Source organism: Rubrivirga sp. (assembly GCF_965213695.1).
Lineage (GTDB): Bacteria > Bacteroidota > Rhodothermia > Rhodothermales > Rubricoccaceae > Rubrivirga.
This window is the reverse complement of record NZ_OZ243912.1, coordinates 3,827,945-3,852,793: the sequence shown is the minus strand read 5'-3', so window position 1 is coordinate 3,852,793 and position 24,849 is coordinate 3,827,945. Positions and strand designations below refer to the sequence as shown.

At 72.5% G+C, this 24,849-nt stretch carries 17 protein-coding genes and 1 pseudogene; 10 read left to right on the top strand and 8 right to left on the bottom strand.

Going from position 1 to position 24,849, the window contains the following annotated elements:
• The first annotated feature begins 417 nt into the window (after positions 1-417).
• The 3 genes from ACOOHE_RS17075 to ACOOHE_RS17065 all read left to right on the top strand — a co-directional run bounded on the left by ACOOHE_RS17075 (position 418) and on the right by ACOOHE_RS17065 (position 2,401).
• On the top strand, positions 418-1,392 hold the full coding sequence (locus tag ACOOHE_RS17075) for a PorV/PorQ family protein (RefSeq protein ID WP_420455293.1): 975 nt from the start codon (positions 418-420) through the stop codon (positions 1,390-1,392).
• 102 nt (positions 1,393-1,494) lie between these two features.
• On the top strand, positions 1,495-1,893 hold the full coding sequence (locus tag ACOOHE_RS17070; RefSeq protein ID WP_420455292.1) for a hypothetical protein: 399 nt from the start codon (positions 1,495-1,497) through the stop codon (positions 1,891-1,893).
• A gap of 49 nt (positions 1,894-1,942) precedes the next feature.
• Positions 1,943-2,401, top strand: coding sequence for a hypothetical protein (locus ACOOHE_RS17065; RefSeq protein WP_420455291.1), 459 nt, complete (start codon positions 1,943-1,945; stop codon positions 2,399-2,401).
• 8 nt (positions 2,402-2,409) lie between these two features.
• Here ACOOHE_RS17065 and ACOOHE_RS17060 read toward each other — a convergent pair whose 3' ends face one another.
• The 3 genes from ACOOHE_RS17060 to ACOOHE_RS17050 form a co-directional block, all read right to left on the bottom strand.
• Positions 2,410-2,661: a DUF2164 domain-containing protein gene (locus ACOOHE_RS17060; RefSeq protein ID WP_420455290.1), complete on the bottom strand. Its 252-nt coding sequence runs from the start codon at positions 2,659-2,661 to the stop codon at positions 2,410-2,412.
• Positions 2,662-2,722: 61 nt separating this feature from the next.
• Positions 2,723-3,283: a hypothetical protein gene (locus ACOOHE_RS17055; protein ID WP_420455289.1), complete on the bottom strand. Its 561-nt coding sequence runs from the start codon at positions 3,281-3,283 to the stop codon at positions 2,723-2,725.
• A 112-nt stretch (positions 3,284-3,395) separates the two neighbouring features.
• A complete protein-coding gene (locus ACOOHE_RS17050) occupies positions 3,396-4,331 on the bottom strand; it encodes a tyrosine-type recombinase/integrase (RefSeq protein WP_420455288.1) in 936 nt (311 codons plus the stop codon).
• Positions 4,332-4,432: 101 nt separating this feature from the next.
• Here ACOOHE_RS17050 and ACOOHE_RS17045 point away from each other — a divergent pair, with 101 nt between their 5' ends.
• Positions 4,433-5,344 (top strand): M23 family metallopeptidase, encoded by a 912-nt coding sequence (locus ACOOHE_RS17045; protein ID WP_420455287.1) that lies wholly within the window; start codon positions 4,433-4,435, stop codon positions 5,342-5,344.
• Positions 5,345-5,386: 42 nt separating this feature from the next.
• Here the strand turns inward: ACOOHE_RS17045 and ACOOHE_RS17040 are convergent, their stop codons facing one another.
• From ACOOHE_RS17040 to ACOOHE_RS17025, 4 genes are all read right to left on the bottom strand, one after another.
• The gene (locus ACOOHE_RS17040; protein ID WP_420455286.1) at positions 5,387-5,995 is read right to left on the bottom strand and encodes a PIN domain-containing protein; all 609 of its coding nucleotides are present in this window, start codon (positions 5,993-5,995) and stop codon (positions 5,387-5,389) included.
• Positions 5,992-6,447, bottom strand: a complete 456-nt coding sequence (locus ACOOHE_RS17035) for a hypothetical protein (protein ID WP_420455285.1) — start codon at positions 6,445-6,447, stop codon at positions 5,992-5,994. The genes ACOOHE_RS17040 and ACOOHE_RS17035 overlap by 4 nt, the downstream gene beginning before the upstream one ends.
• 45 nt (positions 6,448-6,492) lie before the next feature.
• Complete coding sequence (locus ACOOHE_RS17030; protein WP_420455284.1) at positions 6,493-7,962, bottom strand: alkaline phosphatase D family protein; 1,470 nt, start codon at positions 7,960-7,962, stop codon at positions 6,493-6,495.
• A gap of 79 nt (positions 7,963-8,041) precedes the next feature.
• Positions 8,042-8,452 (bottom strand): hypothetical protein, encoded by a 411-nt coding sequence (locus tag ACOOHE_RS17025; RefSeq protein ID WP_420455283.1) that lies wholly within the window; start codon positions 8,450-8,452, stop codon positions 8,042-8,044.
• Positions 8,453-8,628: 176 nt separating this feature from the next.
• Here ACOOHE_RS17025 and ACOOHE_RS17020 point away from each other — a divergent pair, with 176 nt between their 5' ends.
• The 5 genes and pseudogenes from ACOOHE_RS17020 to ACOOHE_RS17000 all read left to right on the top strand — a co-directional run bounded on the left by ACOOHE_RS17020 (position 8,629) and on the right by ACOOHE_RS17000 (position 19,244).
• Positions 8,629-8,808, top strand: coding sequence for a hypothetical protein (locus ACOOHE_RS17020; protein WP_420455282.1), 180 nt, complete (start codon positions 8,629-8,631; stop codon positions 8,806-8,808).
• A 601-nt stretch (positions 8,809-9,409) separates the two neighbouring features.
• Positions 9,410-15,925: an LAGLIDADG family homing endonuclease gene (locus ACOOHE_RS17015; protein ID WP_420455281.1), complete on the top strand. Its 6,516-nt coding sequence runs from the start codon at positions 9,410-9,412 to the stop codon at positions 15,923-15,925.
• 239 nt (positions 15,926-16,164) lie between these two features.
• A pseudogene (locus tag ACOOHE_RS17010) lies at positions 16,165-16,275 on the top strand (DUF433 domain-containing protein); the annotation flags it as partial.
• A gap of 205 nt (positions 16,276-16,480) precedes the next feature.
• Positions 16,481-18,001 carry an ATPase domain-containing protein gene (locus tag ACOOHE_RS17005; RefSeq protein ID WP_420455280.1) on the top strand — a complete coding sequence of 507 codons (1,521 nt, stop codon included), beginning with the start codon at positions 16,481-16,483 and terminating at the stop codon, positions 17,999-18,001.
• Between the two features lie 61 nt (positions 18,002-18,062).
• Entirely contained in the window at positions 18,063-19,244 is a 1,182-nt protein-coding gene (locus ACOOHE_RS17000; protein ID WP_420455279.1) for a sensor histidine kinase, read from the top strand.
• A gap of 273 nt (positions 19,245-19,517) precedes the next feature.
• Here ACOOHE_RS17000 and ACOOHE_RS16995 read toward each other — a convergent pair whose 3' ends face one another.
• Entirely contained in the window at positions 19,518-21,872 is a 2,355-nt protein-coding gene (locus ACOOHE_RS16995) for a cation:proton antiporter (RefSeq protein WP_420455278.1), read from the bottom strand.
• 402 nt (positions 21,873-22,274) lie between these two features.
• Between ACOOHE_RS16995 and ACOOHE_RS16990 the strand changes: the two genes are divergently transcribed.
• Positions 22,275-24,842, top strand: coding sequence for a protein kinase domain-containing protein (locus tag ACOOHE_RS16990; RefSeq protein WP_420455277.1), 2,568 nt, complete (start codon positions 22,275-22,277; stop codon positions 24,840-24,842).
• Positions 24,843-24,849: the final 7 nt, after the last annotated feature.

The window sequence follows — 24,849 nt, the reverse complement described above, 5'->3', positions numbered from 1 at the left end:
GGATCGAAAAAAGGGGAGGCGTGGGGCCTCGGACAAGGTACGTGCCGCCCTCGGCGGAACCGGTCAAGGACGGTGCGGAGGGCCCGTCCGTTTCGTCGCCCGGCCTGTTTCCGCGCGTTCTTCCCGGCGAGGAGCCGGGAGCCGGGGTGCCGACCGAGAACGGGCCGGAGGCGCCCGCTCGCGCGGCTTCGCCCCCGATTCGCACGAGGCGCGTCCTCAGAGTCCTGCGCCGGGTAGGGGCGACCGCCGGGTCGCCCCTACGGCGGGCCGGGAGGTCGCGCTTGCCCGGGGGCAGTCGGGCGTGACCTGCGAACGGGCCGGAGACGGTGTAGCTTCGGGCCGCACCCTCCGAGCACCGAGACGCCCCTTCGAGACGGTCCCCAGTCGCCTGCCCGCCGCCCGTCGGTTTCTCCGCTCATGCGTGCTCGTCTCCTCGCCGCCGCCCTCGCGCTCGGCCTCGCCGTCCCGGCCTCCGCTCAGTCGCGGACGCAGACCGCGTTCGACCTCGTTCGCCTGGACGTCTCCGCGCGGACGGCCGCGCTCGCCGGGCCCGCCGCGCTGGCCAGCGACGACCCGTCGGCGGCGTTCGCCAACCCGGCCCTCCTCACGCCCGACGCCGACGGGACGGTCGCGCTGAGCTACACGAACCTGGTCTCCGACGTCAACGCGGGGACGGCCGTCTACGCCCGCGACGTGGGGTGGCTGGGCGGGCTGAGCCTGGCCGGCGGCGTCCGCTACCTGTCGTACGGCGAGTTCGAGCGGCGGACCGGCGCCGAGGCCGAGGGCGAGACGCTGGGCACGTTCGGCGCGAGCGAGGCGGCCGTGACCGTCGCGGCCTCGCGCGAGGTGCTGCCCCAGCTCCGCGTCGGGCTGGCGGCGCACGCCCTGTTCGCGTCGCTCGACGACGCCGGGGCCCAGGCGCTCGCGGGCGACGTCGGCGTGACGTATGCCGTGCCCGAGCAGGGGTGGGTGCTGGGCGCGAGCGTCCACCACGTCGGGGCCATGCTGTCGTCGTTCGGGACCGAGACCGACCGGCTCCCGCTCGACGTCCGGGTGGTCGTGTCGAAGCGGCTCCGCTACGTCCCGCTGACGGTCTCCGTCGCCGGGATCGACTTGCAGGCCGGCGGCGTCCGGGCCGACTCGTCGCTCATGGACCGGACGCTCGACCACCTCGCCGTCGGCGGCGAGCTCGCGCTCGGGTCGTCGTTCGCCGTCCGGGCCGGCTACAACGGCCGCCGCGGGGCCGACCTCCGCTCGGGCGGGCGGCTCGACCTGGCCGGCGTCAGCGTCGGCGCCGGCATCGTGCTGCGCCGCGTGGCCGTCGACTACGCCTTCTCGAACTGGGGCGACTTCGGCGGGCTCCACCAGTTCGGCGTTCGGACGCGGCTCTAGCCCGATCCGCCTGTTCGTCAGACCGTTCGGCCGGTCCGTTGACGAGAACCGCCCGTCGGGTTTTACCTTCGCGTCGGCTCCCCGCCTCCTTCCCGCACCCCCATGGCCTTCCGCTCGCTCCTCCTGCTCCTCGTCCTCGGCCTGATCGCCTGCGACTCGACCGACGCCGACACGTACGCGGCCGACGCCCAGTCCGGCGAGGTCTCCATCGCCCTCGACGAGACGGCCTCGCTCGACGGCCTGTCGCTCACGTTCGACGACGTCGTTGAGGACTCCCGCTGCCCGGCCGGCGTCGCCTGCATCTGGGAGGGCCAGGCCCGGGTCTCGCTCATGGCCGGCGGTCAGGAGATCACGCTCTTGGTGGTCGACCCCGAGCGGCGGCCCGACGCGGGCGCCCGCGTCGGCGACCGGGTCCTGTTCGCCGTCCGCCTGACGCCGGAGCCGACTCAGACGCCGAGCGACGACACGCCGGTCGTCACCGTCGTCTCGTTTGACCGGTAGGGCACCGGCCGGGGCGGTCGGGCGTTGTCTGCGCCCCTGCCCCGGTCCCATGCTCCGCGCCGCCCTGCTCGCCGCCGTCCTGCCCCTCACCGCCGCGGGCTGCGCGACGGCTCAGTCCCCCACGGAAACGCCTGCCGACCCGTCCGAGGCGCCTGCCGACGCGGGCCGCACGCCCGACGCGGGCGAGCCGCTCCGCCTGGAGGTCGGCGAGACGGCCCGCCGGGACGGCCACACGGTCCGGTTCGTCGAGGTCGTCGAGGACAGCCGGTGCCCCGAGGGCGTCGACTGCATCCGCGCCGGGCGGGCCCAGATCCGCGTCGAGGTCGACGGCGAGCCGTTCGTCCTGACCGTCCCCCACGCGATGATGAGAGACGACGAGACGTCGATGGTCGAGTGGGGCGAGATCCAGGTCGTCGTGACCGGTCTCGACCCGTACCCCGGCAGCGCCGAGGCGGAGGCCGATGCGCCTGTCGAAGCGGTCCTGGTGACGCGGCCGTCGACGGCGTAGGCGGCCCGTCAGCGCCGCGCCGAGTCCGGGAACGCCTCCAGGCCGATCTCGACGTCGAGGTCGGCGACGCGGGCGACCAAGTGACGCTGGGCGTCGGCGAGGGCGCGGTTGTAGATCGACGGGCCGATCTCCTCAAGGACGAACTCGAGGAGGAGACCGGCGGCGAGGTCGCCGAGCGGCTCGTCAAGGTGGTCGGCGGACCAGCGGCGGAGCGCGGCGACGGCCGTGGCGCGGTCGGCGTCGGAGAGGGTGAGGGACATGGGATGGGGCGGGGGCGTCGCGCAAGGTCGAGCCGCACCTCCGTGGGCGTCCGCGCCGACGTCAGCGGCGGGAGAGCGCGGCGACGGCCGCCTCGCGCGCGGCCCACACGGCGTCGGGGTCGCGGCCCTCCGCCTCCGCCCAGGCGTCGAGGTGGCGGCGGTGCCACGCCCGCTTGTAGGCGCCGACCTGGTCGGGCCGGATCGTCTCCTCGTGTGCCAGCGGTGGGACCAGCCGACGTTCGCCCGGCCACGTCAGGTCGATGCGCTCGTCGCCGACGCCGAGCACGACGTGGGCCTCGGGGACCGACGTCAGCCCGTGCGCCCGGAGCGCCCGGCCGACGCCCGGCGTGGTGGCCTCGCTCATCGGGTAGAGGCCGAGGTGGAGCGTCACGTCGAGCCCGTTCTCGTCGGCGAGGGCCGCCAGCAGGGCGTGCTTCGTGCTGCACGTGCCCCGGCCCTCGCGCAAGACGGCCTCCGGGCCCGACCGCTGGGTCCGGCCGTAGGGGAGGGCGTGGACGAGCCGGGCGGCGTCGCGGAACGTCCACGCGCCCTGGGCGGCGAACCGGGCGCCGAGCGGCCGGCCGGTGTCGAGGTCGGCGGTGGGAAGGGGGAGCGGAGTCATCGGGGGACGGTAGAGAGTCTGGCGACGGAATCAAAGGCGGGGCACAACGGCCCGTCTCGGGTCTTCCGTCCCCGGTCTCCGACCGCGAGACCCGGTTGAACTGGGTCCGGTGTCACTCGTCGCCCGCGTCGGCCTTGAGGAGGCCCTGCTTCTTGAACGAGATCATCGTCGTCTCCAGCGTCCCGTGGCGCATCCGGCGGCGGACCTCCTCGACGGGCATCCCGGAGGTCAGCCAGATCAGGGCCGCCGTGTGCGTCAGGCTGTGGGGGCTGATCCCGCGCCGCTTGAGCTTGGCCGCCCGCAAGTGCGTGTTGATCCGGCCCCGGACCGAGCGCGTGTTGAGCCGCGTCCCCGCGCTCCGGTGGCCGTGGCTGACGAAGAGCGGGGCCGACGGGCTCGCCCCCTCGCGCTCCATGAGGTAGATCTCGAGCGGGTCGACGGCCGCCGGGTCGAGCGGGACCGACTCGTCCTTCGACTGGCGCCCCTTGCCCTGAACGCGCAGGAACGTCCCCATCAGCGTCCGGTCCACGTCGCCGACGTCGGCGCGGACGAGCTCGACCTCGCTGAGCCCGCCGAACACCATGAGCGCGACGAGCGCCCGGTCGCGCCGGCCGATCCCGGTCGTCTGAGGGATGGCCTCGACGAGGGCCTCGACCTCGGCCGCCGTGAGCACGCCGCGCGTGTGGGACTGCGGCCGGCGGTTGCCCTTGACCGCCCGGGCCGGGTTCTCGGCCAGGTCGCCCCGGGCCACGAGGTAGTCGCACAGCCGGCGCAGCGCCGTGAGGTAGGTGCTGACCGAGACCTGGCTGAGCTCGCGCTCCTCCATGAGGTACGTCTTGTACGCCTCGACATCGGTCTCGACGAACCGGAACCGGCTCGACGGGCGTGCCGCCCTCGCGGCGTGGTACCGCTCGAACTCGTTGAGCGTCCGCCGGTACGTCCCCCGTGTCTCGGGGCTCTTGTCCTTGAGGTACTCGGAGACGAACGTGGCCAGCCGGGCGTCGAGCTGGGCGACGGTCAGGCGGAGGGGCGGGGGGGCGTCGGGCATGGCGGGATACATAACGGCTATCGCAAGCTAGGCCGGATCCGGGCCCAAGCCAAGGGCGGCGATCGACGGAACGGCCACGCGGAGCCCGGGTCCGAGCTGCCATGCGCGCGTTTCTCCTGCTCCTGCTCGTCGGCGGCTGCGGCCCGGACCCCAACCCGCTGGCGCCCGCGCCCGCCCCGTCCGAGCGCTACGCCCGGGCCCTCGCCGAGGCCGGGCTCGACTCGACCCGTCTCGGCCGGGCGTGGGTCGAGGCCGAGGTCGCCGTCCTCGACGAGCCGGTCGCCCTCGACCTCCCCGCGTCGCCGGGCCTCACCGCCGACGCCGGCGCGGTCGCCGCGGCCGGCTGGCGGATCGACCTCCGCCGGGGCGAGGTGCTGGCCGTCGAGGTGGCCCCCGCCCTCGCCGACTCGGCCCGGGTCTTCGTCGACCTGTTCGCGGCCGACTCGTCGGGGGCGCGGCTGGGCGGATGGGAGGTCGCGGTCGACACGCTGCGCGTCGAGCGATTCGCCGAGCGGGACGAGGCCGTCGTCCTCGTCGTCCGCGCCGAGCTGCTGGCGGAGGGCGCCGTCGCCGTCGCCGTCCAGACCGACCCGTCGCTCGCGTTCCCCGTCGCCGGCGTCGATCAGGACGCCATCCGGAGCCGGTGGGGCGCCGCGAGGGACGGCGGCGCGCGGAGCCACGAAGGCATCGACATCTTCGCCGACCGCGGAACGCCGGTCGTGGCCTCAGCGGCCGGCCGCGTCTCGCGCGTCCAGGAGACGCCGATCGGCGGGCGCGTCGTCTGGCTCCAGACCGATCTGGGGTCGCTCTACTACGCCCACCTCGACCGACAGCTCGTCGAGCCCGGCGCTCGCGTGGCCGTGGGCGACACGCTCGGCGATGTCGGCAACACGGGCAACGCGGCGGCCACGCCGCCGCACCTCCACTTCGGCATCTACGGCCGGGGCGGGGCCGTCGACCCCGAGCCGTTCGTCGTCGGGCGGCGACCGGCGCCTCGGACGCGGGGGGAGTAGATCTACTCGCTGCGTGGGCACTCCCCGGCGCGAACGACGCGCTCAGAGCTCGTACGCTGCTCGCACGCGCGCCAGCCCATGTTCGTAACTCCCGATCACATCGCAGCCGAGCTCTGTGAGCCTTACTCGGACGTCGGGGAGATCAAACCCCTTGTCGCGTGTCAGGAGGAGGGAAGGCGCCGGCGGCTGGCGGGTGAGGTCGTGGAGCACGGAGACGAAAACGAGTGCGTCCTGGGGCGAGAGAGAGGTCTCCAGCTCTGTTCGCTGAGCGCCTAGCAAGACCTCGTCGGTGAGGGGGAGGACGTCCGCTGCCGTGACGAGACGGCGTCGGATCTGGTGGAGTCGCCTCCGTTCGTCTGCGACGCTCTGTGCGATCAGCCCGCTCACACGATCCGATAGGCGGGTCGCATCGGCGGCGTGCGGCTTCGACCGACCGATCTGGCGCAACGTCTTTTGAAGCGCTGCTGTCATGGCCTTCCGTTCCGCGCCGTGACGGTGCAGCGTCTCGTTCGGCTCAGCAAGCGAGTAGGCCGGGATTGCGAGGCGAAAACCCCCAGCCCCTGCAAGCGTCGCGAGTGCCTCGCAGCTTTGGCTCTGCTCCTGCTCTAAGGCCAGTTCGAGGACGAAGTTGGACTCGACGTAGACCGTCACGGTGCGATGTCAGCGGTTTCAGCCTCGACCCACCCGCCCCGTACGGCGTCGAGCAGCCCCGTCGTTTGAATCCATTCCGTCTGTTCTGTAAAAGGGCGTACGTGCCCGCTCGTCAGATCGTTGAGCCACGACAAGACGACCAGCTCCATCCCCCACTCGTCCCACGTGGCGGGGATGATGTGGTCGTCTTGGGCGTATGAGGCCAGCAGAGGATCCGCGGAGACGACCACGTCAGGCTCTCGGAGGGCGTCCCCGTTTCCGCGCCACAAGAAGAACCGGTCGGGCAACGCGACCAAGAAGTAGTCCGACGCTGGCAGGACCCCGTGTCCGAGCATGTTCCGGCGGAGCTCCGATGCCCAGCGGCTGTCGGCGCCTGTTCTCCCTTTGACTTCGACCAGCAACACAGTGCGCCCGTCGGAGCCGTATACGGTGAAGTCGGCTCGGTAGCTCATTGTGGCGGTACGTCGGCTTCGACCGCTAGATCCCCCGGCCGTTGGTCAACCCCCCCGCGGGTACTCCAGGTCGCGGGCTCGGACGGCGCGCTCCCACAGCATCCGGCCGTCGGCGGCGTACGTCCGCATCGTCATCGTCCGGTCGGTGCGGGGGCCCTGGACGGTGAGGGTGCCGAAGTTGCGCTCGCCGGCGACGAGCGTGCCCTCGACGCGGAGCGGGTTGTCGCGCTCGGGCGAGTCCTCCCGGAGCGGGTACGTCGAGGCGCCGGCCGTGAGCGGGCTCGACGTGAACTCGTAGAGCGGGTAGGCCCCGGGCCGGTCGAGCTTCAGCAGCTCGGTGTGGTGGCGGTCGCCGGAGAGGAACACGACGCCCTCGATCCGGCGCGCGGCGATCTCGTCCAGGAGCCGCTGGCGCTCGGCCGGCGCGACGGCCGAGAACGTCTCGAAGACGGGGATCGGGTTGAGGAACTGGCCGCCCACGCCGACCACCTTGAACGGGGCGCGGCTGGCGGTGAGCGCGTCGAGCAGCCACTGGGCCTGGTCCTCTCCGAGGATCGTCCGCTCGGCGGCCGGCGCGTCGTTCGGCGCGCGGTGGTACCGGTCGTCGAGCAGGAAGAACTCGACGTCGGCCCACTGGAACTGGGTGAACACGCCGGGGACGCCGGGCAGCCCGCGCGTGGAAGCGGGCCAGTAGTCGGTGAACGTGTCGAGCGTCTCGCCCTTCAGGACGTACGACCGGTCGGAGTTGTTGGGCCCGTAGTCGTGGTCGTCCCAGGTCGCGTAGTGGGCCGTCCGCGCCAGGAGCGGCTGCAAGGCCGGCTCGGAGCGGCTCCGGCCGAACCGGTAGTCGATCCCCTCGGCGCTCCACCAGTCGACCTCGCGGAGGTAGGTGTTGTCGCCGAGCCAGACCATCAGGTCGGGCCGGAGCGCGTCGATCTCGCCGAAGATGGCCGTCGTGCCGCCGTAGCCGTCGCCGGGCCGGTCGTAGGCCGGGTCGTTGTCGTAGTAGCACGACCCGATGGCGGCCGTGAACGCCGGCGGGTCGGTCCGCCACTGCCACAGGGCCTGCGTTCGGAACGCCGTCTCGTAGGCCGTCGGCGTGGCGTCGGCGCCGTCGACCGAGACGCGGTAGGTGTAGGCCGTGCCCGGCTCCAACCCGAACAGCCGGGCCGTCGCCGTCCCGTCGTCGCCCGAGACGGCGCGAGCGGAGGCCGTCGGCGTCGAGTCGCCCGGCCCGAAGGCGTCGACGGTGACCTGGGCCGGGCCGTCGGTCTGGACCCAGACGGCGGCGCCGCGGTGGGTCACGTCGGCGAGCATCGGCCCGGCCACCAGGCTCGCGGTCTCGGCGACGGGGCCGGTCGTGGGCTCGGCCAGCCCGGCCCGGACGAGCGCGGTCTGGACGGCCCGCTCGATGGCGGCCTGCCCGCTCGGCGTCGACGACGCGGCAGTGAGGGCGGGGGCGCACCCGCCCACCAGGACGAGCGCGGCGACGGCGAGGGCGAGACGGACGGGCATGGGCGGACCGGAAGGGGAGACCAAAGAAAACGCCGCACCCGGTCGGGAGTGCGGCGTCCGAATGAACAGCGGGGCGTGCTTACTCGTCGTCGTCCTCGAAGACGGGGACCGGGCGGACGTCCCAGAGCAGCATCTGCTCGAGGTCGGTCGAGTCCTCCTCGCCGTCCGCGTCGGTGAACAGGTAGTCGCCGAGCGCGTCCCGCTGGCCGGACGGGACGCGCTTCCACGTCTGGCCGTCCTCGTCCTCGAACTCGGACGGGAACGGGCTCGTGACGCGGTAGCCGGGGTGGTACGAGCGGTACTTCTTGGCGGCCTCGTAGAGCGCCGCGCGCCGGGCGCCGGGCCGCGTCGCGCTGTAGCCGAGGACCTTGAACGGGGCGATCTCGATGATGGCGATCACGTCGTCGCCCTCGTCCTCGGGGTCGGAGTACTCGGGGCGGACCACCTTGAACTCGTCGGGGTGGGGGTACGCGCTGCGGTCGTCGAACATGGGCGGATACGGTCGGAAGTCGGAAGGGGAGCAAGGTACGCGGCGACCGGGCGCCGGCTCCGACCGCCGGGGCGCTCGTAGTGGCTTTCCCCACCGATTCACCCCGGCGCCGGTTGGGCTTGCCCCCGTCGGAGGCCGCGCAGTAGACTCGCCACGGTTCCCCTCCTCCGCCTCTCATGGACGACTTCTCCGACGACGACGACCTCCGCCTCGACGACGACCTCGAGCTGGACGACGATGACGACCTCGAGATCGACGACGAGGACCTCGACCTCGACGACCTCGAGCTGGACGACGACGACGACCTCGAACTCGACGAGGACATCGACTACGACCCGGACGACGACGAGTTCTAGCCGGCGCCGCGTGCCCTCGACCGGCCCGGCACCGGAGCCCGGCGTGCCCGAGTCGGGCCGCACGGTGGGTCTCCCGGCCCCGGTCGCCGAGCCCGTGGTTGCGGGCCGGAGTCGCGGGCCAGAGGAGCGGGGCGTTTGCGTCGGCCGCCCCGAGTCTGTCGAGGCCGGGGTCCGAGACGGACGGGGGGCCGTCCGTTATCCCGGGCGGGCCCGATAACGGTCCTCGGGGGAGAGGGTGGGCCGGGAGTGGAGAGGTCCGTTATGGGCGGGCGGACCCGCATAACGGGCGCCGTCCGGCTCTCTTGGCGACGTTCGTGGCGCGGGAGCCGGGTCGAGGGCCCCGGGCACCCGTCCCTGCACGGTGTGGATAACCCGTGGACGGAGGAGGGTTGCGCCCCAGCGTGTGCGGCGGGTTACTTGAGATCCGCTTCAAAGCGCCTTCACGCCGTCGGGCTGGAGCCAGCGCGCGTCCTGAGGAGGACGGCCCGGCTCGCCCCGTCCCCCACCCGTGAAGTCACCGGCGGCTCGAGCCGTCCGAGGTCTGGGACCCCGGGCGAGGCCCTGGAGCCGCCGCTCTCTCTCCCCCCGTCCCCCCTCCGTTATGGCCCAGCCCGCCCCCGCCGCGTCCCCCGCTGGCGGCCTCGTCATCGACCGCGTCTTCTCGACCCCCGGCCAGCACCCGTTCGACAGCGTGACCTGGGTGTCGCGCGACGCCGCCATCAAGAACCACACGGGCGAGGCCATCTTCGAGCAGCTCGGCGTCGAGTTCCCCGAGGCGTTCAGCCCGCTCGCCGTCAACGTCGTCGCGTCGAAGTACTTCTACGGCGACCTCGCCCGTGGCAACGGGTCGCCGGCCGAGGGCCAGCGCGAGTACAGCCTCAAGCAGCTCGTCCACCGCGTCACGCGGACGATCACGGACTGGGGGAAGGACCAGGGCTACTTCGCGACGGACGCCGACGCCGAGACGTTCTACGACGAGCTCACGTGGCTCTGCACGAACCAGGTCGGCGCGTTCAACAGCCCGGTCTGGTTCAACGTCGGGCTCGGCGCCCAGTACGGCGTCCGCGACTCGGGCGGCAAGACGATCTCCGGGTGGGACTTCGAGCGCGGCGAGGTCGTCGATGTCGACCCGTACCAACGGCCCCAGGCGAGCGCGTGCTTCATCATCTCGGTCGAGGACTCGGTCGACGACATCTGGCAGCTGATGGGCGAGAGCGCCCGGTTGTTCAAGTTCGGGAGCGGCGTCGGGGCCGACTGGTCGAAGCTCCGGTCGAGTAGGGAGAAGCTCTCGGGCGGCGGCATCCCGTCGGGGCCGGTGTCGTTCATGAAGGTCCAGGACGCGACCGGCGGGACCATCAAGTCGGGCGGGAAGTGCCTCGCACCCTCGACGAAGGTCTACACGGAGCGCGGCCCCGTGGCCGTCGAGGAGCTGGCGGGGCGCGAGGGCGAGTGGCCGTTCCTGGCTCTCTCGTACGACCCGCCGGCCGGGCGGATGAAGGTGAAGCGGGCGCGGGCCTGGCAGAGTGGGGTCAAAGAGGTCGTCCGGGTCCACACGGACAAGGGCCACTTCGACCTGTCGTTCGACCACCCGGTCAAGCTGGCGAGCGGCCCGTTCGAGCTGGCGGGCGACCTCCGGCCCGGTCAGCGGTTGTTCCAGAGCACGCTCGACCCGCACAGCGCCGGCTACGTCCGCGTCAGCCTCCGCGACGGCCAGAAGGGCTGCGAGCTCCTGCACCGGATGGTCGCCGCCGACGTGCTGGGCCACGACCTCGACGGGATGTCGGTCCACCACCGCGACGGCGACAAGCTGAACAACCGCCCCGACAACCTGGAGGTCGTCTCGCAGGCCGAGCGCGCCCGGCTGCACGGCGAGGCTCTAGCGGAGGCGGGCGAGCACGTCTTCCAGCACGCGGCCGGCGACCCTCGCTTCGACCACGACGGTCCAGACAACGGGATGCACCGCTCGGGCCGCTTCTGGCGCGACCCCGTTCGCTCGCAGGCGTATCGGGAGGCGAAGCGCGCGGAGATGGAGGACCGCGGTCCGGCGAAGCTCCAGACGACCGCTGTCCGGCAGCGCTACATGAACGTCGGCTGGACGCTGCTCAACGCCGGCCACGACATCTCGACGCTCGACGCCTTCTTCGCCGCCTACCAGACGGAGATCGGGCGGGTCGACTCGAAGCCGCGCCGCCGCGCCGCCTTCGACGAGCAGTTCGGCGGCTACGACGGCTTCCTGACCGAGCTCGACGCCTCGAACCACCGCGTCACCGAGGTCGAGTGGCTCGGCGAGATGGACGTCTACTCGGTCGAGGTCGACTGCCCGACGGCCGACGACAAGAGCGCTGCGACCGGCCACAACTTCCTCATCTGGAGCGGCGACAACGACACGCCGTTCGGCTCCGGCGTCGTCGTCTCGAACACGCGCCGGGCGGCCATCATGCAGACGCTCAAAGTGTGGCACCCCGACATCCTGGAGTTCGTCACGGCCAAGCAGACCGAGGAGCGGAAGGCGTGGGCCCTCATCGAGGAGGGCTACGACGGCTCGTTCAACGGCGACGCCTACGGCTCGGTCGCCTTCCAGAACGTGAACCAGTCGGTCCGGCTGAACGACGCCTTTATGGAGGCGGCCAACCGGGGCGAGGCGTTCCCGCTCACGGCCGTCACCTCGGGCGAGGCCGTCGACGAGGTCGACGCCCAGGACCTCCTGCTCACCATCGCCGAGGGGACACACGTCTGCGGCGACCCGGGCGCCCAGTACGAGGACACGATCCAGCGCTGGCACACGTGCAAAAACCACGGGCCAATTAACAGCAGCAACCCGTGCGTCACCGGCGACACGCTCGTCGCGACCGACGACGGCCTGCGGCGGATCGACTCGATGCTCGGCGAGACGCCTCGCGTGGTCGGCTTGGACGGCAAGCTTCACCGGACGACGCGCGTGATCGAGACGGGCACCAAGCCGGTCTACCGCTTCCGCACGAAGAGCGGCTACGAGATCAAGCTGACGGCCGACCACCGCGTCTGGACCGAGAACCGGGGCGACGTGCCCGCCGGGGAACTGATGAAGGGCGATGTGGTCAAGCTCATGCCCGGCCGCTTCGGCGTCGAGGCGCTGGCGGACGACCGTGCCGAGTACGTCGGGCTGATGCTCGGCGACGGGTGCGTCTCTGGGGGCGTCGCCACGCTCGCCGTCAACAAAGAGACCGAGTGGGCCGTGGCCGAGAAGGCGGCGTCCGTCGTCAACGGGTTCGAGCGCGGGACGCACCGCGCGGGCGTCGCCGTCACCGAGCGCGCCACGAGCGCGGCCGTGGCGACCGCCGCCGCCAGCGTGACGGCGTTCCTCGCTGAGTATGCCGTTCTGGATGCGGGCAGCACGGGCAAGCGTCTCAGTGACCGCGCGCTCCGTCTCGACCGCGCCTCGACGGCCGCCCTCCTCCGCGGCCTGTTCACCGCCGACGGGACGGTCGTGGACTCCGGCGACAAGAGCCAGTACGTCGGCCTCGACTCGACGAGCGAGGCGATGCTGAGCCAGGTTCAAACGCTGCTCTTGTCGTTCGGGATCAAGAGCAAGCTGTACCGGAACCGCCGCTTGACCGACCGCGCTCTGCTGCCCGACGGGCAGGGCGGGCTCAAGGACTACGCCGTCCAGCAGATGCACAGCCTGCGCGTCACGCGCTCCGGCCGCGTCGCGTTCGAGGAGCAGATCGGGTTCATGGCGGAAAGTGAGAAGGCCGGGGCGCTCCGCGCGCTCAACGCCCGCGTCTCGGCCTACGCCGACCGCATGACCGACCCGGTCGCCAGCCTCGACCTCATCGGTGAGGAGCCGGTCTACGACCTCACCGAGCCGGTCACGGACCACTTCGTGGCGGGCGGCGTGGCGGTCCACAACTGCTCCGAGTACATGTTCCTGGACGACTCGGCGTGCAACCTCGCCAGCCTGAACCTGATGCAGTTCAAGCGCGACGACGGCACGTTCGACGTCGAGCGCTACCGGGCCGCGGCCCGGATCTACATCACGGCCCAGGAGATCCTGGTCGACAACGCCGGCTACCCGTCGCCGACGATTGCCCGGAACAGCCACGCCTACCGGCCGCTGGGGCTCGGCTTTGCCAACCTGGGCGCGCTGTTGATGTCGATGGGCCTGCCCTACGACTCGGATGAGGGCCGCGCCGTCGCCGGGGCGCTCATGGCCATCGAGCACTGCGAGGCCTACGCCCGCTCGGCCGAGATCGCGGCCAACGAAAAGATCGGCCCGTTCGACGGCTACGCCGACAACGCCGAGCCGATGCTCGACGTCATGCGGATGCACCGCGACGCCCTCGCCGAGATCGACGCGAGTTGCCCGGGCTATCTCCGCGAGGCGGCCCAGGCGTCGGCCGACCGGATGGTCGCGCTCGGCGAGACGCACGGCTACCGGAACGCCCAGGCGACGGTGCTCGCGCCGACGGGCTGCCTCACCGCCGACGCGATGGTGCTCTCCTCGGAGGGCCTGCTGCCGATCACCGAATTGGGCGATCCCGAGGGCGAGACGTGGCAGACGACGTCGCTCTCCGTGGTGCAGGAAGAAGGCACCGAGTCTGCGACGCGGTTCTTCATCAACGGCCGGGACCGCGTCTACCGCATCGAGACGGCGCGCGGGCACCAGATCACGGGGACGTGGAAGCACCGGCTCCGCGTGATCGACGCCGAGGGCGACTACGTGTGGCGGCGCATGGAGGACCTCCGGCCGGGCGACGTGGCGGTGCTCCGCCTCGGCGGGCACGCCGACGTGCTGGCCGACCAGCCGCTCGTCCGTCTCGCCGACGCGCCGGCGCAGGACCCACGCGACGAGCGCTTCTCGCTGCCGGACCTTCTGGACGACGGCACGGCCGAGGTGCTTGGGTACTACGCCGGCGACGGGTATCTGAAGGCGCGCGGTGGCCTCCACCTCGTCGTGGCCGACACCGACCCTGACCTGCTCGATCACTTCGGGGGCTGGGCCGAGGCCATCGGCGCACGGCCTACCGTGGAGGAGCGGACGGGATGCTCGGTGCTCCACGTCCACGGGCGGCGACTCTATCGGTGGATGCACGGCAACGGGTTCGCCAAGCCGACGGGCAACGCGGGCGAGGGCGCCGTCGGCGCCACGATCCCGCTGGCGGTCCTCCGCAGCCGGACCTCGGTGCTGGCCGCGTTCCTGCGCGGCCTGTTCGAGGCCGACGGGGCCGTCAGCACGAACCAGGGCGGCACACCGGTCGTCGAACTGACGACGGTGAGCGAGACCCTCGCTCGGCAGGCCCAGACCGCTCTGGAGAGCCTCGACATCGCGGTCTCGCTCCGGGCACAGGAGGCCCGCGAGGATCAGTTCGGAAGCCGGACGAAGTACCGCGTCCGCCTCGCCTCCGTCGCCGACTGCCAAGCGTTCGCCGAGACCGTCGGGTTCGTCTCCGAGCGCAAGCGGCGCGTGCTGGCCGATGCGCTGGGCGCCTCCACCGGCTGCACGACGACGGGACAGACGCTCCGCCACCCGGCCTTGCTGGACGACCTCTACGCGACGTCGGAAGGGCTCCCGACGGTCGTCCGCCAGGACATCGCCGTGCGGCGCTACCAGGGCAAGGCCAACCTCGCCTGGGCCACCCGGCTCATCGACCAGAACCCGCAGCTCCAGGCGTCGAAGCTGGCGCAGTACCTCGACATGGGCACGCTCCAGTTCGTCGAGATCGTGTTGGCGGAGTTCAGCGGGGAGCAAGAGACCTTCGACCTCTCGGTGCCCGTGCGCAACACGTACGTCGCCAACGGCTTCGTCTCGCACAACACCATCGGGTTCATGATGGACTGCGACACGACCGGCATCGAGCCCGACCTCGCCCTCGTCAAGTACAAGCTGCTCGCGGGCAAGGGCGACGGGCTGATGAAGATCGTGAACCAGACGGTCCCCGAGGCCCTCGCTCGGCTCGGCTACACCGACGCCGAGGCCCGCGTGATCCTGGACTACATCGACGAGCACGACACCATCGAGGGGGCGCCGGGCCTGAAGACGGAGCACCTCGCGGTGTTCGACTGCGCGTTCAAGCCGCACAACGGCGAGCGCTCGATCTCGCACCTCGGCCACATCCGGATGATGGCGGCGTGCCAGCCGTTCATCTCGGGCGCCATCTCGAAGACGGTCAACCTCCCCGAGTCGGCCACGGTCGAGGACATCGCCGACGCTTACACGCAGTCGTGGGAGCTCGGCCTGAAGGCGGTGGCCATCTACCGCGAGAACTCGAAGCGGAGCCAGCCGCTCTCGACCCAGTCCGGCGGCAACACGGCCACCGCTCGCGGTGGCGGCAAGACCGAGGCGGTCGAGCTCGCCGACGGCGCGAGCGCGTCGGGCGACGGCGCCGCGGCCGGGACGCCCGAGATCCGCGAGGTCGAGACGATTGTCGAGAAGGTGGTCTACCGCCCCCACCGCGAGCGGCTGCCCGACGAGCGGCCGTCGGTCACGCACAAGTTCTCCGTCGCCGGCCACGAGGGGTACCTCCACGTCGGGCTGTACCCGGAGGGCCACCGGAACGCCGGGCGCCCGGGCGAGATCTTTATCACGATGGCCAAGCAGGGCTCGACGATCGCCGGGCTGATGGACAGCTTCGCCACGGCGATCTCGCTCGCGTTCCAGTACGGCGTGCCGCTGGAGGACCTGGTGTCGAAGTTCGGCCACGTCCGGTTCGAGCCGGCCGGGTTCACGAACAACCCCCAGATCCCGATTGCCAAGTCGATCACGGACTACATCTTCCGCTACCTCTCGCTCAAGTTCTTGGGCGGCGGCGACGGGGGCTCGCCGGACCTGGCCGAGGAGGAGGTGTCCGTGGACCCTACGCGAGCCGTGGCGGCGGAGGCTGACCGCCACGGCCCGGCCTCGGACCAGTCCCAGGCCGACCTGTTCGCGACCGCCCAGGCGGCCATCGACGCCGGGCAGCCGAGCTTGGTCGGCGGGACCACCGAGGCCGCGCTGGCGACCGAGCCCGAGACGGGCGAGCTGGGTGCCTTCCAGAACCAGGACGACGCGCCGGCCTGTCCGAATTGCGGCGGGATCACCGTCCGCGCGGGGAGCTGCTACAGTTGCCCCAACTGCGGGTCGTCGACGGGCTGCGGCTGATTCTCTCCGTCTCGTCAGACTGGCGGGAACCACCGCCAGTCGCGCCCTCGGTCCTTCGCTGGGCCGGGGGCGCTTCATTTCCTACGGGCAACCCGTTGTGAAGGGGAAGGAGCAGTCGGCTACTCTGGCCTGCGATTCGCACCCGCAGAGGATGAGACCCGAAGAGGCCGCCAGTCGCCCAACCGCTCAGGAGAGCTATCCTGTAGGCACCGCCGAAGCGTACCCCGCGTCCGACCCACATGGCCGACTGGCGCCAGCGCATCACCATCGACCCGGAGCAGTGCGGGGGGCGCCCCTGCATCCGCGGGATGCGCGTGCGCGTGTCGGACGTGCTGGACCTGCTGGCGGCGAGACGTGCGCGGAGGCGCTTGCCAACGCGGAGACCGTGATGCGGATGTGGATCGAGACTGCCCGCGACCTGGGCCGCGAGGTCCCGGAGCCGAAGGGCCGGCGTCTGATGCTCGCCTGATCCTGTCGCCCTCGGTCGGTGACGGGGCTGGGCCGGCCGGCGTCGGCGATGGACCGTTATACTCCGGTTCACACACATACAGGTCCGTGCCCATCCGCGAGCCCTCCCGGGTTTCTTCTGGCGTCCCCGGGTTCGACGAGCTGCTGGGCGGCGGCTTCCCCGAGGGGCGGATGTACCTGCTGGAGGGCCGGCCCGGGACGGGCAAGACCACGTTCGCCTTGCACTTCTGCCGGGCCGCCGCCGCGGCCGGCGAGGTCGCCCTCTACGTCACGCTCTCGCAGCGGGCCGTCGAGCTCCGCGAGATCGCCGCGTCGCACGGGTGGGACCTCGACGGCGTCACCGTGCTCGACGCCGAGTCGGGCGGGCTCGACCTCGGCGCCACCGACCACACGCTGTTCCACGCCTACGACGTCGACCTGGTCGACATCATCGACACGGTGCTCGCCAAGGTGGCCGACGTCGGGCCGACGCGGCTGGTGCTCGACTCGGCCGCCGAGATCCGCCTGCTGGCCGGCGACGCGCTCCGGAGCCGCCGCCGGTTCCTCGCGCTCAAGCACGCGCTCGGCGCGGCCGGCATCACGACGCTCCTGCTGGACGACCAGAGCGAGGGCGCCGACGACAGCGCCGTCTTCTCGATCATGCACGGCGTCGTCCGGCTCGAGCGCGAGGCGCCCGAGTACGGCCAGGTGCACCGCCGGCTCCAGATCCCCAAGATCCGCGGGGTCGACAACCCGACCGGGTACCACGACCTCCGGATCGCCGTCGGCGGGGTGGAGGTGTACCCGAGCCTGACGATGCGGCTCCGGGACGAGGGGGCCGACGAGAACGCCCGCTCGCCGGTCCGGGACGGGGTCGACGGGGACGGGTCGCCGGCCGAGACCGCGCGGGGCGGGCACGTCAAGGGGCTCGACGCGATGCTGGGCGGCGGCCTCGACCCCGGCTCGTCGTGCGTCCTGGTGGGCGTCTCGGGCACGGGCAAGTCGTCGCTGGCGGCGTCGTACGCCGTAGCCGCCGCCGAGGCCGGGAATCGGGCGGCGATCTACACGTTCGACGAGCGGAAGCGGACGCTGCTCGACCGGATGGACGGGCTCGGGTTCGACATCCGCGCGATCGACGACGACCGGCTCCACGTCGAGGAGCTCAGCGCCTCGATCATGACGACGGGCCGGTTCGTCGACCGCGTCCGCCGCGACGTCGAGGCCGGCGTCCGGCTGGTCGTGATCGACAGCCTGACCGGGTTCACCCACGCCTGCCCCGGCCCGGACCGGGCGGCGAGCCAGCTCCACGACTTGCTGGCGTACCTCGGCGGGCGCGGCGTCGTCACGCTCGTGACGGTCCCAGAGCACGGGCTGATCGGGAGCGCGACCGAGCCCCAGATCGACGTGAGCTACATCGCCGACACCGTCTTGCTCTTGCAGCACTACGAGGCCGAGGGCCAGATCCGCAAGGCCGTCGCCGTGGTCAAGCGGCGGCGCGGGGGGCACGACCAGCGCGTCCGCGAGTTCGTCATGAGCGACGCCGGGCTGGCCGTCGGCGACCCGATCACCGACTACCACGGCGTGCTCGCTGGCGCGGCCGAGCGGGTGGGGATGGCGCGGCTGGGGTGATCCGGGGAACGCCTTACGGGGAGGCCGGACCTCCCGGCGGGGGGAGGCGTCACAAGCGGCTATGAATGAGGCCCGTGCCTTCCCCGTAGCCGCCCCGCCCGCGTCGCCCGAGGCCGGGCGGCTGGCCGTGCTCGTGCTCGCGCCCGTCGGGCGCGACGCCGCGCTCGCCGAGCGGGCGCTCGGCGGCACCGGGCTCGACGTCGTCTCGCTCGCCGACGCCGCCGCGCTCTGCGACGCGCTCCGGCGGCCCGACGTCGGCGCGGTGGTCCTGACGGCCGAGGCCCTCCGTCTCCGGGGGATCGACGGGGTCTCCGACGTCCTGGCCGGCGAGCCCGACTGGTCCGAGGTCCCGTTCGTCCTGTTCGTTAGCGAGGGGCGGAGCGCGCAGGACTACGTCCGGGCGGCGGACTTGCTGGGAAGCCACGGGGCCACGACCGTCCTCGACCGGCCGATCCACGCGGTCGCCTTCCGGTCCGTCGTCGCGCTCGCCGTCCAGTCGCGGCGCCAGCAGTTCCGGGTCCGCGACCTGCTCGCCCGCGTCGAGGGGTTCAACGCCGAGCTCCAGCGGCGCGTCGACGAGCAGACGGCCGCGCTCCGGCGGCGGGCCGACGAGGTCGAGGCGCTGGCCCGGTCGCTCTCCGAGGCCGAGCTCAAAGAGCGCGAGCGGATCGCCGGCGTCCTGCACGACGACGTCCAGCAGATCCTGTACGGCGTCAAGATCCACGTCGGGCTGCTGGGCCGCGACGACGCCGACGAGGTCGCCGAGCGGATCGATCACTACGTCGACGAGGCCATCGTCCGGACGCGCCTGCTCGCGACGGAGCTCCACCCGTCGACGCTCGCCGACGACGGGATCGAGGCCGCGCTCGGCTGGGTCGTCGACTTCGTGAGCCGGCGGCACGGCCTGACCGTCCACCTCGAGGCCATCGACAGCCCGCAGGCGCCGGACCCCGAGACGCTGGCGCTGGTGACCCGCGTTGCGCGCGAGCTCCTGTTCAACGTGGTCAAGCACGCCGGAGTCGCCGAGGCGTGGGTCCGCGCGTGGTGCGACGCCGAGGGCTGCCACCTCTCGGTCCGCGACGAGGGCGTCGGGTTCGACGTGTCCCGGCCGGCCGCACAGGCGCCGACGGGGCTCGGCCTGACCGACCTCCGCCACCGGATCGGCGTCGCCGGCGGCTCGCTCGAGGTGGCCTCGGCGCCCGACACCGGGACGACGGTGACGGTGGTGCTCCCGGACGGGTAGGCGCGCATGAGAGGGAGTGGACCCCCTGGTCGTCCGCCCCTCGCTCCGCTCAGCGGACGGACGACCTGTCCCCCTTCAAGGGGGACAGCTCCTGCGGCACGGAGCGGAGCGATAGCCGCGGGAGCGGGGGGTCGGCCTACGAGCACCCTGGCATCGCTCTGCCGGGGTGGGGGTTGCCTCGGGGTGGTGGGCCCGAGCCGACACCCTCCGCCTGCTGGCGCAGGCATCTCCCTCAAGGGAGGAGGCACCCCCACGCTCTCCTCGAGCTCGGGGTCACAGCATCACCTCGTCCTCGTAGCACCAGCCCCAGGTCTCGCCCGGCTCGATGGAGCGGACGACCGGGTGGCCCGTCGCGTGGAAGTGCTTCGTCGCGTGCTTGTTCGGCGACGAGTCGCAGCAGCCGACGTGGCCGCACTCGAGGCACACCCGGAGGTGGACCCAGCGGTCGCCGTCGCGGAGGCACTCTTGGCACCCCGGCGTGCCCGGCGTCACGTCGTGGACGTGGTCGAGGTGGGAGCACCCGGCGTCCGGGTCGGGGTCGAGGTGGACTGGGGCCGTCGTGTCGATCCAGTCGGCGCGCTGCGTGGGCATGGGCGGGAGGTCGGGGAGGGAGGGCGTGCCGGCGTCGGACGTGCGGAACAGGTCGGCGGCGTCGATGAACGACTGCGGCGTGCCGCCGAACAGGACCTCGTCGCCGGCCCGGAGGACGAACCGACCGCCGGGCTCCCGGGTGAGGTCGCCGTCATGCGTGACCTCGATGGCGTGCAAGAGGCGCTCGTCGAGCCGGAGGTCCGCCAGCGACTGGCCGTCGGCGCGGGCGCCGGCCCGGATCGTGACGGACCGCGTCGAGAAGCAGTCGGCGTCGAGCTCGCAGCGGACGGCCGGCGTGTCCATCACGTCGCGGTCGAACGCCTGGTAGGTCCCGTGGCGGAGCGTCTCCTCGTGGCGCAGGATCTCGTCGGGCGCGACCCGGTAGTGCCGGAGCACGTCGTCGAACAGGCCGACGACGGCTTCGAGCTCGACGGCGATCACGCGGTCGGCCCCGGCCTCGACCAGCTCCTCGGCGGCGTCGGCGGTCGGCGCGCAGGCCACGATGCGGACCGTCGGCGCGAGCGCCCGGGCGACCGACACCACGCGGTGGGCCTGCTGCGGCCGGTCGTCCGGGATGACCAAGAGCTTGGCCCGGTCGAGCCCGACGGCCTCCAGGATGTGGCGCTTGGCGTAGTCGCCGCGGAGCACGCGGAGCCCGGCGGCCTCGGCTTGGCGCGCGCCGTCCGGCGACAGCGTGACGACGGCGAACGGGACGCCCGAGCCGTCGAGCACGTGGACCAGCTTGCGCGCCGCGTCGCCGTAGCCGGCCACGATCGTGTGGTTCTCCAGGTCGGCGAAGTGGCCCGGGTCGACGGGCGCCGGTTCCGGCTCCTTCGCGTCGGCCCTCCCCCGGAGCCGGGCCGCCAGCCGCCCGGCGTAGGGCGCGGCGACCGGCGTGAGCGCCATCGACACGACCGTCGCCGCGATAAAGAGCGGGGCGCCCACGTCGTCCATCCCCAGCGGCGCCAGCCCGGCCTCCCGCCCCGACCGCTCCAGCACGAACGAGAACTCGCCCACTTGCGCCAGCCACAGGCCCGTCGCCGCGGCGGCCGGCGTCGCCCGCCCGACCGCGCGGATGGCCGCGAACGTCGTCGCGAACTTGAGCAGCGTGACCGCCACGAGGGCCAGCAGCACGAGCCCCAGGTTCTCCCACACGAACCCGAGGTCGAGCAGCAACCCGACCGACACGAAGAACGTGGCCGAGAACAGGATCTGGAGCGGCAGGATCTCGCTGAGGGCGTGCTCCGAGAACCGGCTTTGGCTCACGACGAGCCCGGCCAGGAACGCGCCGAGCGAGATCGAGACGCCGGCCAGCCCGACCGCGTAGGCCGTCCCGAAGCAGATCGCGATGACGGTCAGCAGGAACAGCTCGGGCGAGCACGTCCGGGCCACGTGCTCCAGGACGGGCGGCAGCACCCGCCGCGCGACGACGAGCACGAACACGATGATGGCCGCCGCCGTGCCCAGCGCGATCGCCAGCTCGCCGCCCGACACGTCGCCGCCACCGAGGGCCGGCACCAGCAGGACCATCAGGATCACGGCCAGGTCCTGGAAGATGAGCAGCCCGACGGCCCCCTGCCCGACCTCGGTGTTCGTCTCGCCCCGGTCGCCCAACAGCTTCGTCACAATCGCCGTCGACGACAACGCGACCAGGAAGCCCGTGAACACGGCCGGCCGCCACCCGACGCCGAACGCCATGCACAGCCCGGCCACGAGCAGGGTCGTCAGCCCGACCTGGATCCCGCCGCCGACGAAGATGAGCCGCTGGATCTTCTGGAGCTTGTCGAGCGAGAACTCGATCCCGATCGTGAACAAGAGCAGCAGCACGCCGATCTCGGCCGCCGCGTCGATCAGCTCGGGGTCGGTGACCAGCCCCAGCCCGCTCGGCCCGATCAGGACGCCCGCCAGCAGGAACCCCACAATCGGCACCAGCCCGACGCGCTGGCTGACGTAGGCCACGACCGCCGCCGCCGCCACGATGACGACGACCTCGACCAGGAACGAGGGGACGGCGCCAGCGGCGAGGACGAACGGCATGGGACGGGACGGAGCGCGCGGAGACGGAGACGTCAGCGCGCGGAGAGCTTACGGCGACCGGGGCCGGCCTCGGCAGCCCGAGCGCGTGCAGTGCCCGTAGGCCAGGGCTATCGCAACCTCCCCGACGTGTCATCCTGAGCGTGCGACGGCATGTCCTGAGCGAAGCCGAGGGGATCTCGGCACGATCCGCCGAGTCTGTCGGCACCGGTCCCTATGGGCTGAGAGGACGGCGTCGAGATCCCCCGCCTTCGCGGGGGCAGGCTCTTCGCAAGCTCAGGATGACAAGGGGGTGGCCTCGGAGAACCGAACGCCGAGGTCGCGATAGCCCTGCCCGACGGACGGGCAACCTCGGTTGGAACAACCGGATAACCGTATGTTCGGCGGGAACGGCTCGCATCGCTCGTGGCCACGTCGGCTCCCTTCCTCGCCTCCTCGTCTCCAGCGGACCGGACGGGGCCCTACCGCCTCCTCGGGGAGCTGGGACGGGGAGGGATGGGCGTCGTCTACCGCGCCGAGGACACGCGGCTGGGGCGGACGGTCGCGCTCAAGTTCCTCCCGGCCGCGCTCGCACGGGACCCGGCGGCCAAGGAGCGGCTGCTGGTCGAGGCCCGGGCGGCGGCGACGCTCGACCACCCCAACGTCTGCACGGTCTACGAGGTGGCCGAGACCGCCGACGGCCGGCCCTACATCGCGCTCGCGTGCTACGACGGCGAGACGCTGGCCCAGCGGCTGGAGCGGGGGCCGGTCCCCGCCGAGGAGGCCGTCCGCATCGCGCGCGGCGTGGCGGCCGGCGTCGCGGCGGCCCACGCCCGGGGCATCGTCCACCGCGACCTCAAGCCGTCCAACGTGTTCCTGTGCGAGGACGGGACGCCCAAGGTGCTCGACTTCGGCGTCGCCAAGGTGCCGGGCGTGGCCCTGACGAAGACCGGCCACACGGCCGGCACGGTCGTGTACGGCGCCCCCGAGCAAGCGAGCGGCGACGCCGACGCCCGGTCCGACGTGTGGGCCGTCGGCGTCGTGCTCTACGAGATGCTGACCGGCGCCCGCCCGTTCGCGGCGTCGTACGAGGCCGCCGTGCTCTACGCCGTCTTGCACGAGGACCCGCCGCCGCCCAGCACCCTGGCCGACGTCCCACCCGCGCTCGACGCCGTCGTTGCGCGGTGCCTCGCGAAGGACCCGGCCGACCGCTACGCCGACGCGGCGGCGCTCGGCGACGCGCTCGACGCCGTCCTCCAACCCGACGCCGCTCCCGTCGCCCCGTTCCGGCTGGCCCTCGTCGCTCGCCGCCTCCGGCGGTCCCGGCTCGGGCTGGCCCTTGCTGCCGTCATCCTCGTCGGACTGGTCGCCGCCGGCTGGTGGAGCGTCCGGGCCGCCGACGCGACCGGCCTGCCCGACGCGATCCACCTCGCCATCTTGCCTCCCGAGGCCATCCCCGACGGGGCCGACGAGCAGGCGTTCGCCCAGGGCCTTGCGGAGATGCTGGCAGGTGGAGTCGCCGAGATGGCGCCGCCGGACCGCGACGTGTGGGTGGTGCCCGTCTCCGAGGTCCGCGCGCTCGACGTGGCCAGTGCCCGCCAAGCGGGCACGGTGCTCGGCGCCACCCTCGCGCTCACAGGGACGCTCCGCCGCGAGGGCGGCCGGCTCACGTTGACGCTCGCGCTCACGACGGCCGACGACCGGCCCCGCCTCGTCGGGTCCCGCACGCTGACCGTCGCCCGCGCCGACGAGGCCAGCCTCCGCGCCCGCGCCCTCACGCTCGTCGCTGACCTTCTCGACTTTCCCGTCGATGACGCCGAGCGTCTCGCCCTGAGTACCGACGACCCCGAGGCGCAGGACTACTACCTCCGGGGCATCGGCTACCTGGAGCGCGACCGCGACGCCGAGGACCTCGACCGGGCCATCGACTTTTTCCAGCAGGCCATCGACGTGGACTCGGCGTTCGTGGAGGCCCACGCGCGACTCGCCGAGGCGGCGCTCGCGAGGTATAAGGCCACGCTCGACCCCGGCTGGGTGGGCCGCGCTCAGGCGGCGGCCGACCGGGCGGACGCCCTCGACCCCGACAACGTGGCCGTTCTGGTCACACGCTCGAAGCTGGCGCTGACGACCGGCGAGGGGCCCCAGGCTATGCGGTACGCTCGCCGCGCGCTCGCTCTTGGCGCCGGCTCTGCCGACGCCCTCCGCGCCCTCGCCGCTGCGCAAGAGGCTCAGTCCGATCTGGAGGGCGCCGAAGCGACGCTCCGCGAGATCCTGAGCCGTGCGCCCGCTCGCTGGACAAGCGCGTTCGAGTTGGGCGCTTTCTTCCTCCGTCACCAGCGGCTCGACGAGGCCGCCGCCCAGTTCCAGGCCGTCGTCGGTCTCGCTCCTGAGAACTACCAGGGCTACTCCGGGCTCGGCGCGGCTCGCTTCGGAGCAGGTGATCTCGATGGGGCTGAGGCCGCCTACCAGCGTGTCGTGGGCCTGCGCCCCGACGCATCGGGCGTCTTCAATCTCGCGACGGTCCTCCTCAAAAAGGGCAACGCTAGAGGGGCCACTGCTCGCTTCCGGCAAGTGCTCGCACAAGACAGCAGCAACCACATCGTGTGGCGTAACCTCGCCTCAGCGTACTGGGACCTGGGCGACCGTGCCCGGCGGACCGACGCGATGCGGGGTGCGCTCCGCCAGGCTGAGGTCGGGCTCGCCGTCAACCCGAACGACCCCGCCCTCCTCGCCGCCGCGGCGACCTACCGCGAGGGCACCGGCGATCCAGACGGCGCCCGCCGTGACGTCCGACGCGCGGCTGCCTTGGCGCCCGCCGACCCCGGCGTCCAGTACGAAGCTGGCCAGGTGTTGGCCCTCCTCGGTGACACCGACGCCGCTCTCGACGCGCTGAGCGCGGCGGCCAGAGAGGGCCACACCTTCGAAGACGTCGCCGACGACCCCGCCCTCGTCCCGCTCCTCACCCACCCCCGGTTCCCGCGTTCGCCCCGGTAGTTCACGC

Bases quoted from the DNA above. Each gene is read 5' to 3' on its own strand.
- ACOOHE_RS17075 (WP_420455293.1), top strand. From the start codon at position 418: ATGCGTGCTCGTCTCCTCGCCGCCGCCCTCGCGCTCGGCCTCGCCGTC.
- ACOOHE_RS17070 (WP_420455292.1), top strand. From the start codon at position 1,495: ATGGCCTTCCGCTCGCTCCTCCTGCTCCTCGTCCTCGGCCTGATCGCC.
- ACOOHE_RS17065 (WP_420455291.1), top strand. From the start codon at position 1,943: ATGCTCCGCGCCGCCCTGCTCGCCGCCGTCCTGCCCCTCACCGCCGCG.
- ACOOHE_RS17060 (WP_420455290.1), bottom strand. From the start codon at position 2,661: ATGTCCCTCACCCTCTCCGACGCCGACCGCGCCACGGCCGTCGCCGCG.
- ACOOHE_RS17055 (WP_420455289.1), bottom strand. From the start codon at position 3,283: ATGACTCCGCTCCCCCTTCCCACCGCCGACCTCGACACCGGCCGGCCG.
- ACOOHE_RS17050 (WP_420455288.1), bottom strand. From the start codon at position 4,331: ATGCCCGACGCCCCCCCGCCCCTCCGCCTGACCGTCGCCCAGCTCGAC.
- ACOOHE_RS17045 (WP_420455287.1), top strand. From the start codon at position 4,433: ATGCGCGCGTTTCTCCTGCTCCTGCTCGTCGGCGGCTGCGGCCCGGAC.
- ACOOHE_RS17035 (WP_420455285.1), bottom strand. From the start codon at position 6,447: ATGAGCTACCGAGCCGACTTCACCGTATACGGCTCCGACGGGCGCACT.
- ACOOHE_RS17030 (WP_420455284.1), bottom strand. From the start codon at position 7,962: ATGCCCGTCCGTCTCGCCCTCGCCGTCGCCGCGCTCGTCCTGGTGGGC.
- ACOOHE_RS17025 (WP_420455283.1), bottom strand. From the start codon at position 8,452: ATGTTCGACGACCGCAGCGCGTACCCCCACCCCGACGAGTTCAAGGTG.
- ACOOHE_RS17020 (WP_420455282.1), top strand. From the start codon at position 8,629: ATGGACGACTTCTCCGACGACGACGACCTCCGCCTCGACGACGACCTC.
- ACOOHE_RS17015 (WP_420455281.1), top strand. From the start codon at position 9,410: ATGGCCCAGCCCGCCCCCGCCGCGTCCCCCGCTGGCGGCCTCGTCATC.
- ACOOHE_RS17000 (WP_420455279.1), top strand. From the start codon at position 18,063: ATGAATGAGGCCCGTGCCTTCCCCGTAGCCGCCCCGCCCGCGTCGCCC.
- ACOOHE_RS16995 (WP_420455278.1), bottom strand. From the start codon at position 21,872: ATGCCGTTCGTCCTCGCCGCTGGCGCCGTCCCCTCGTTCCTGGTCGAG.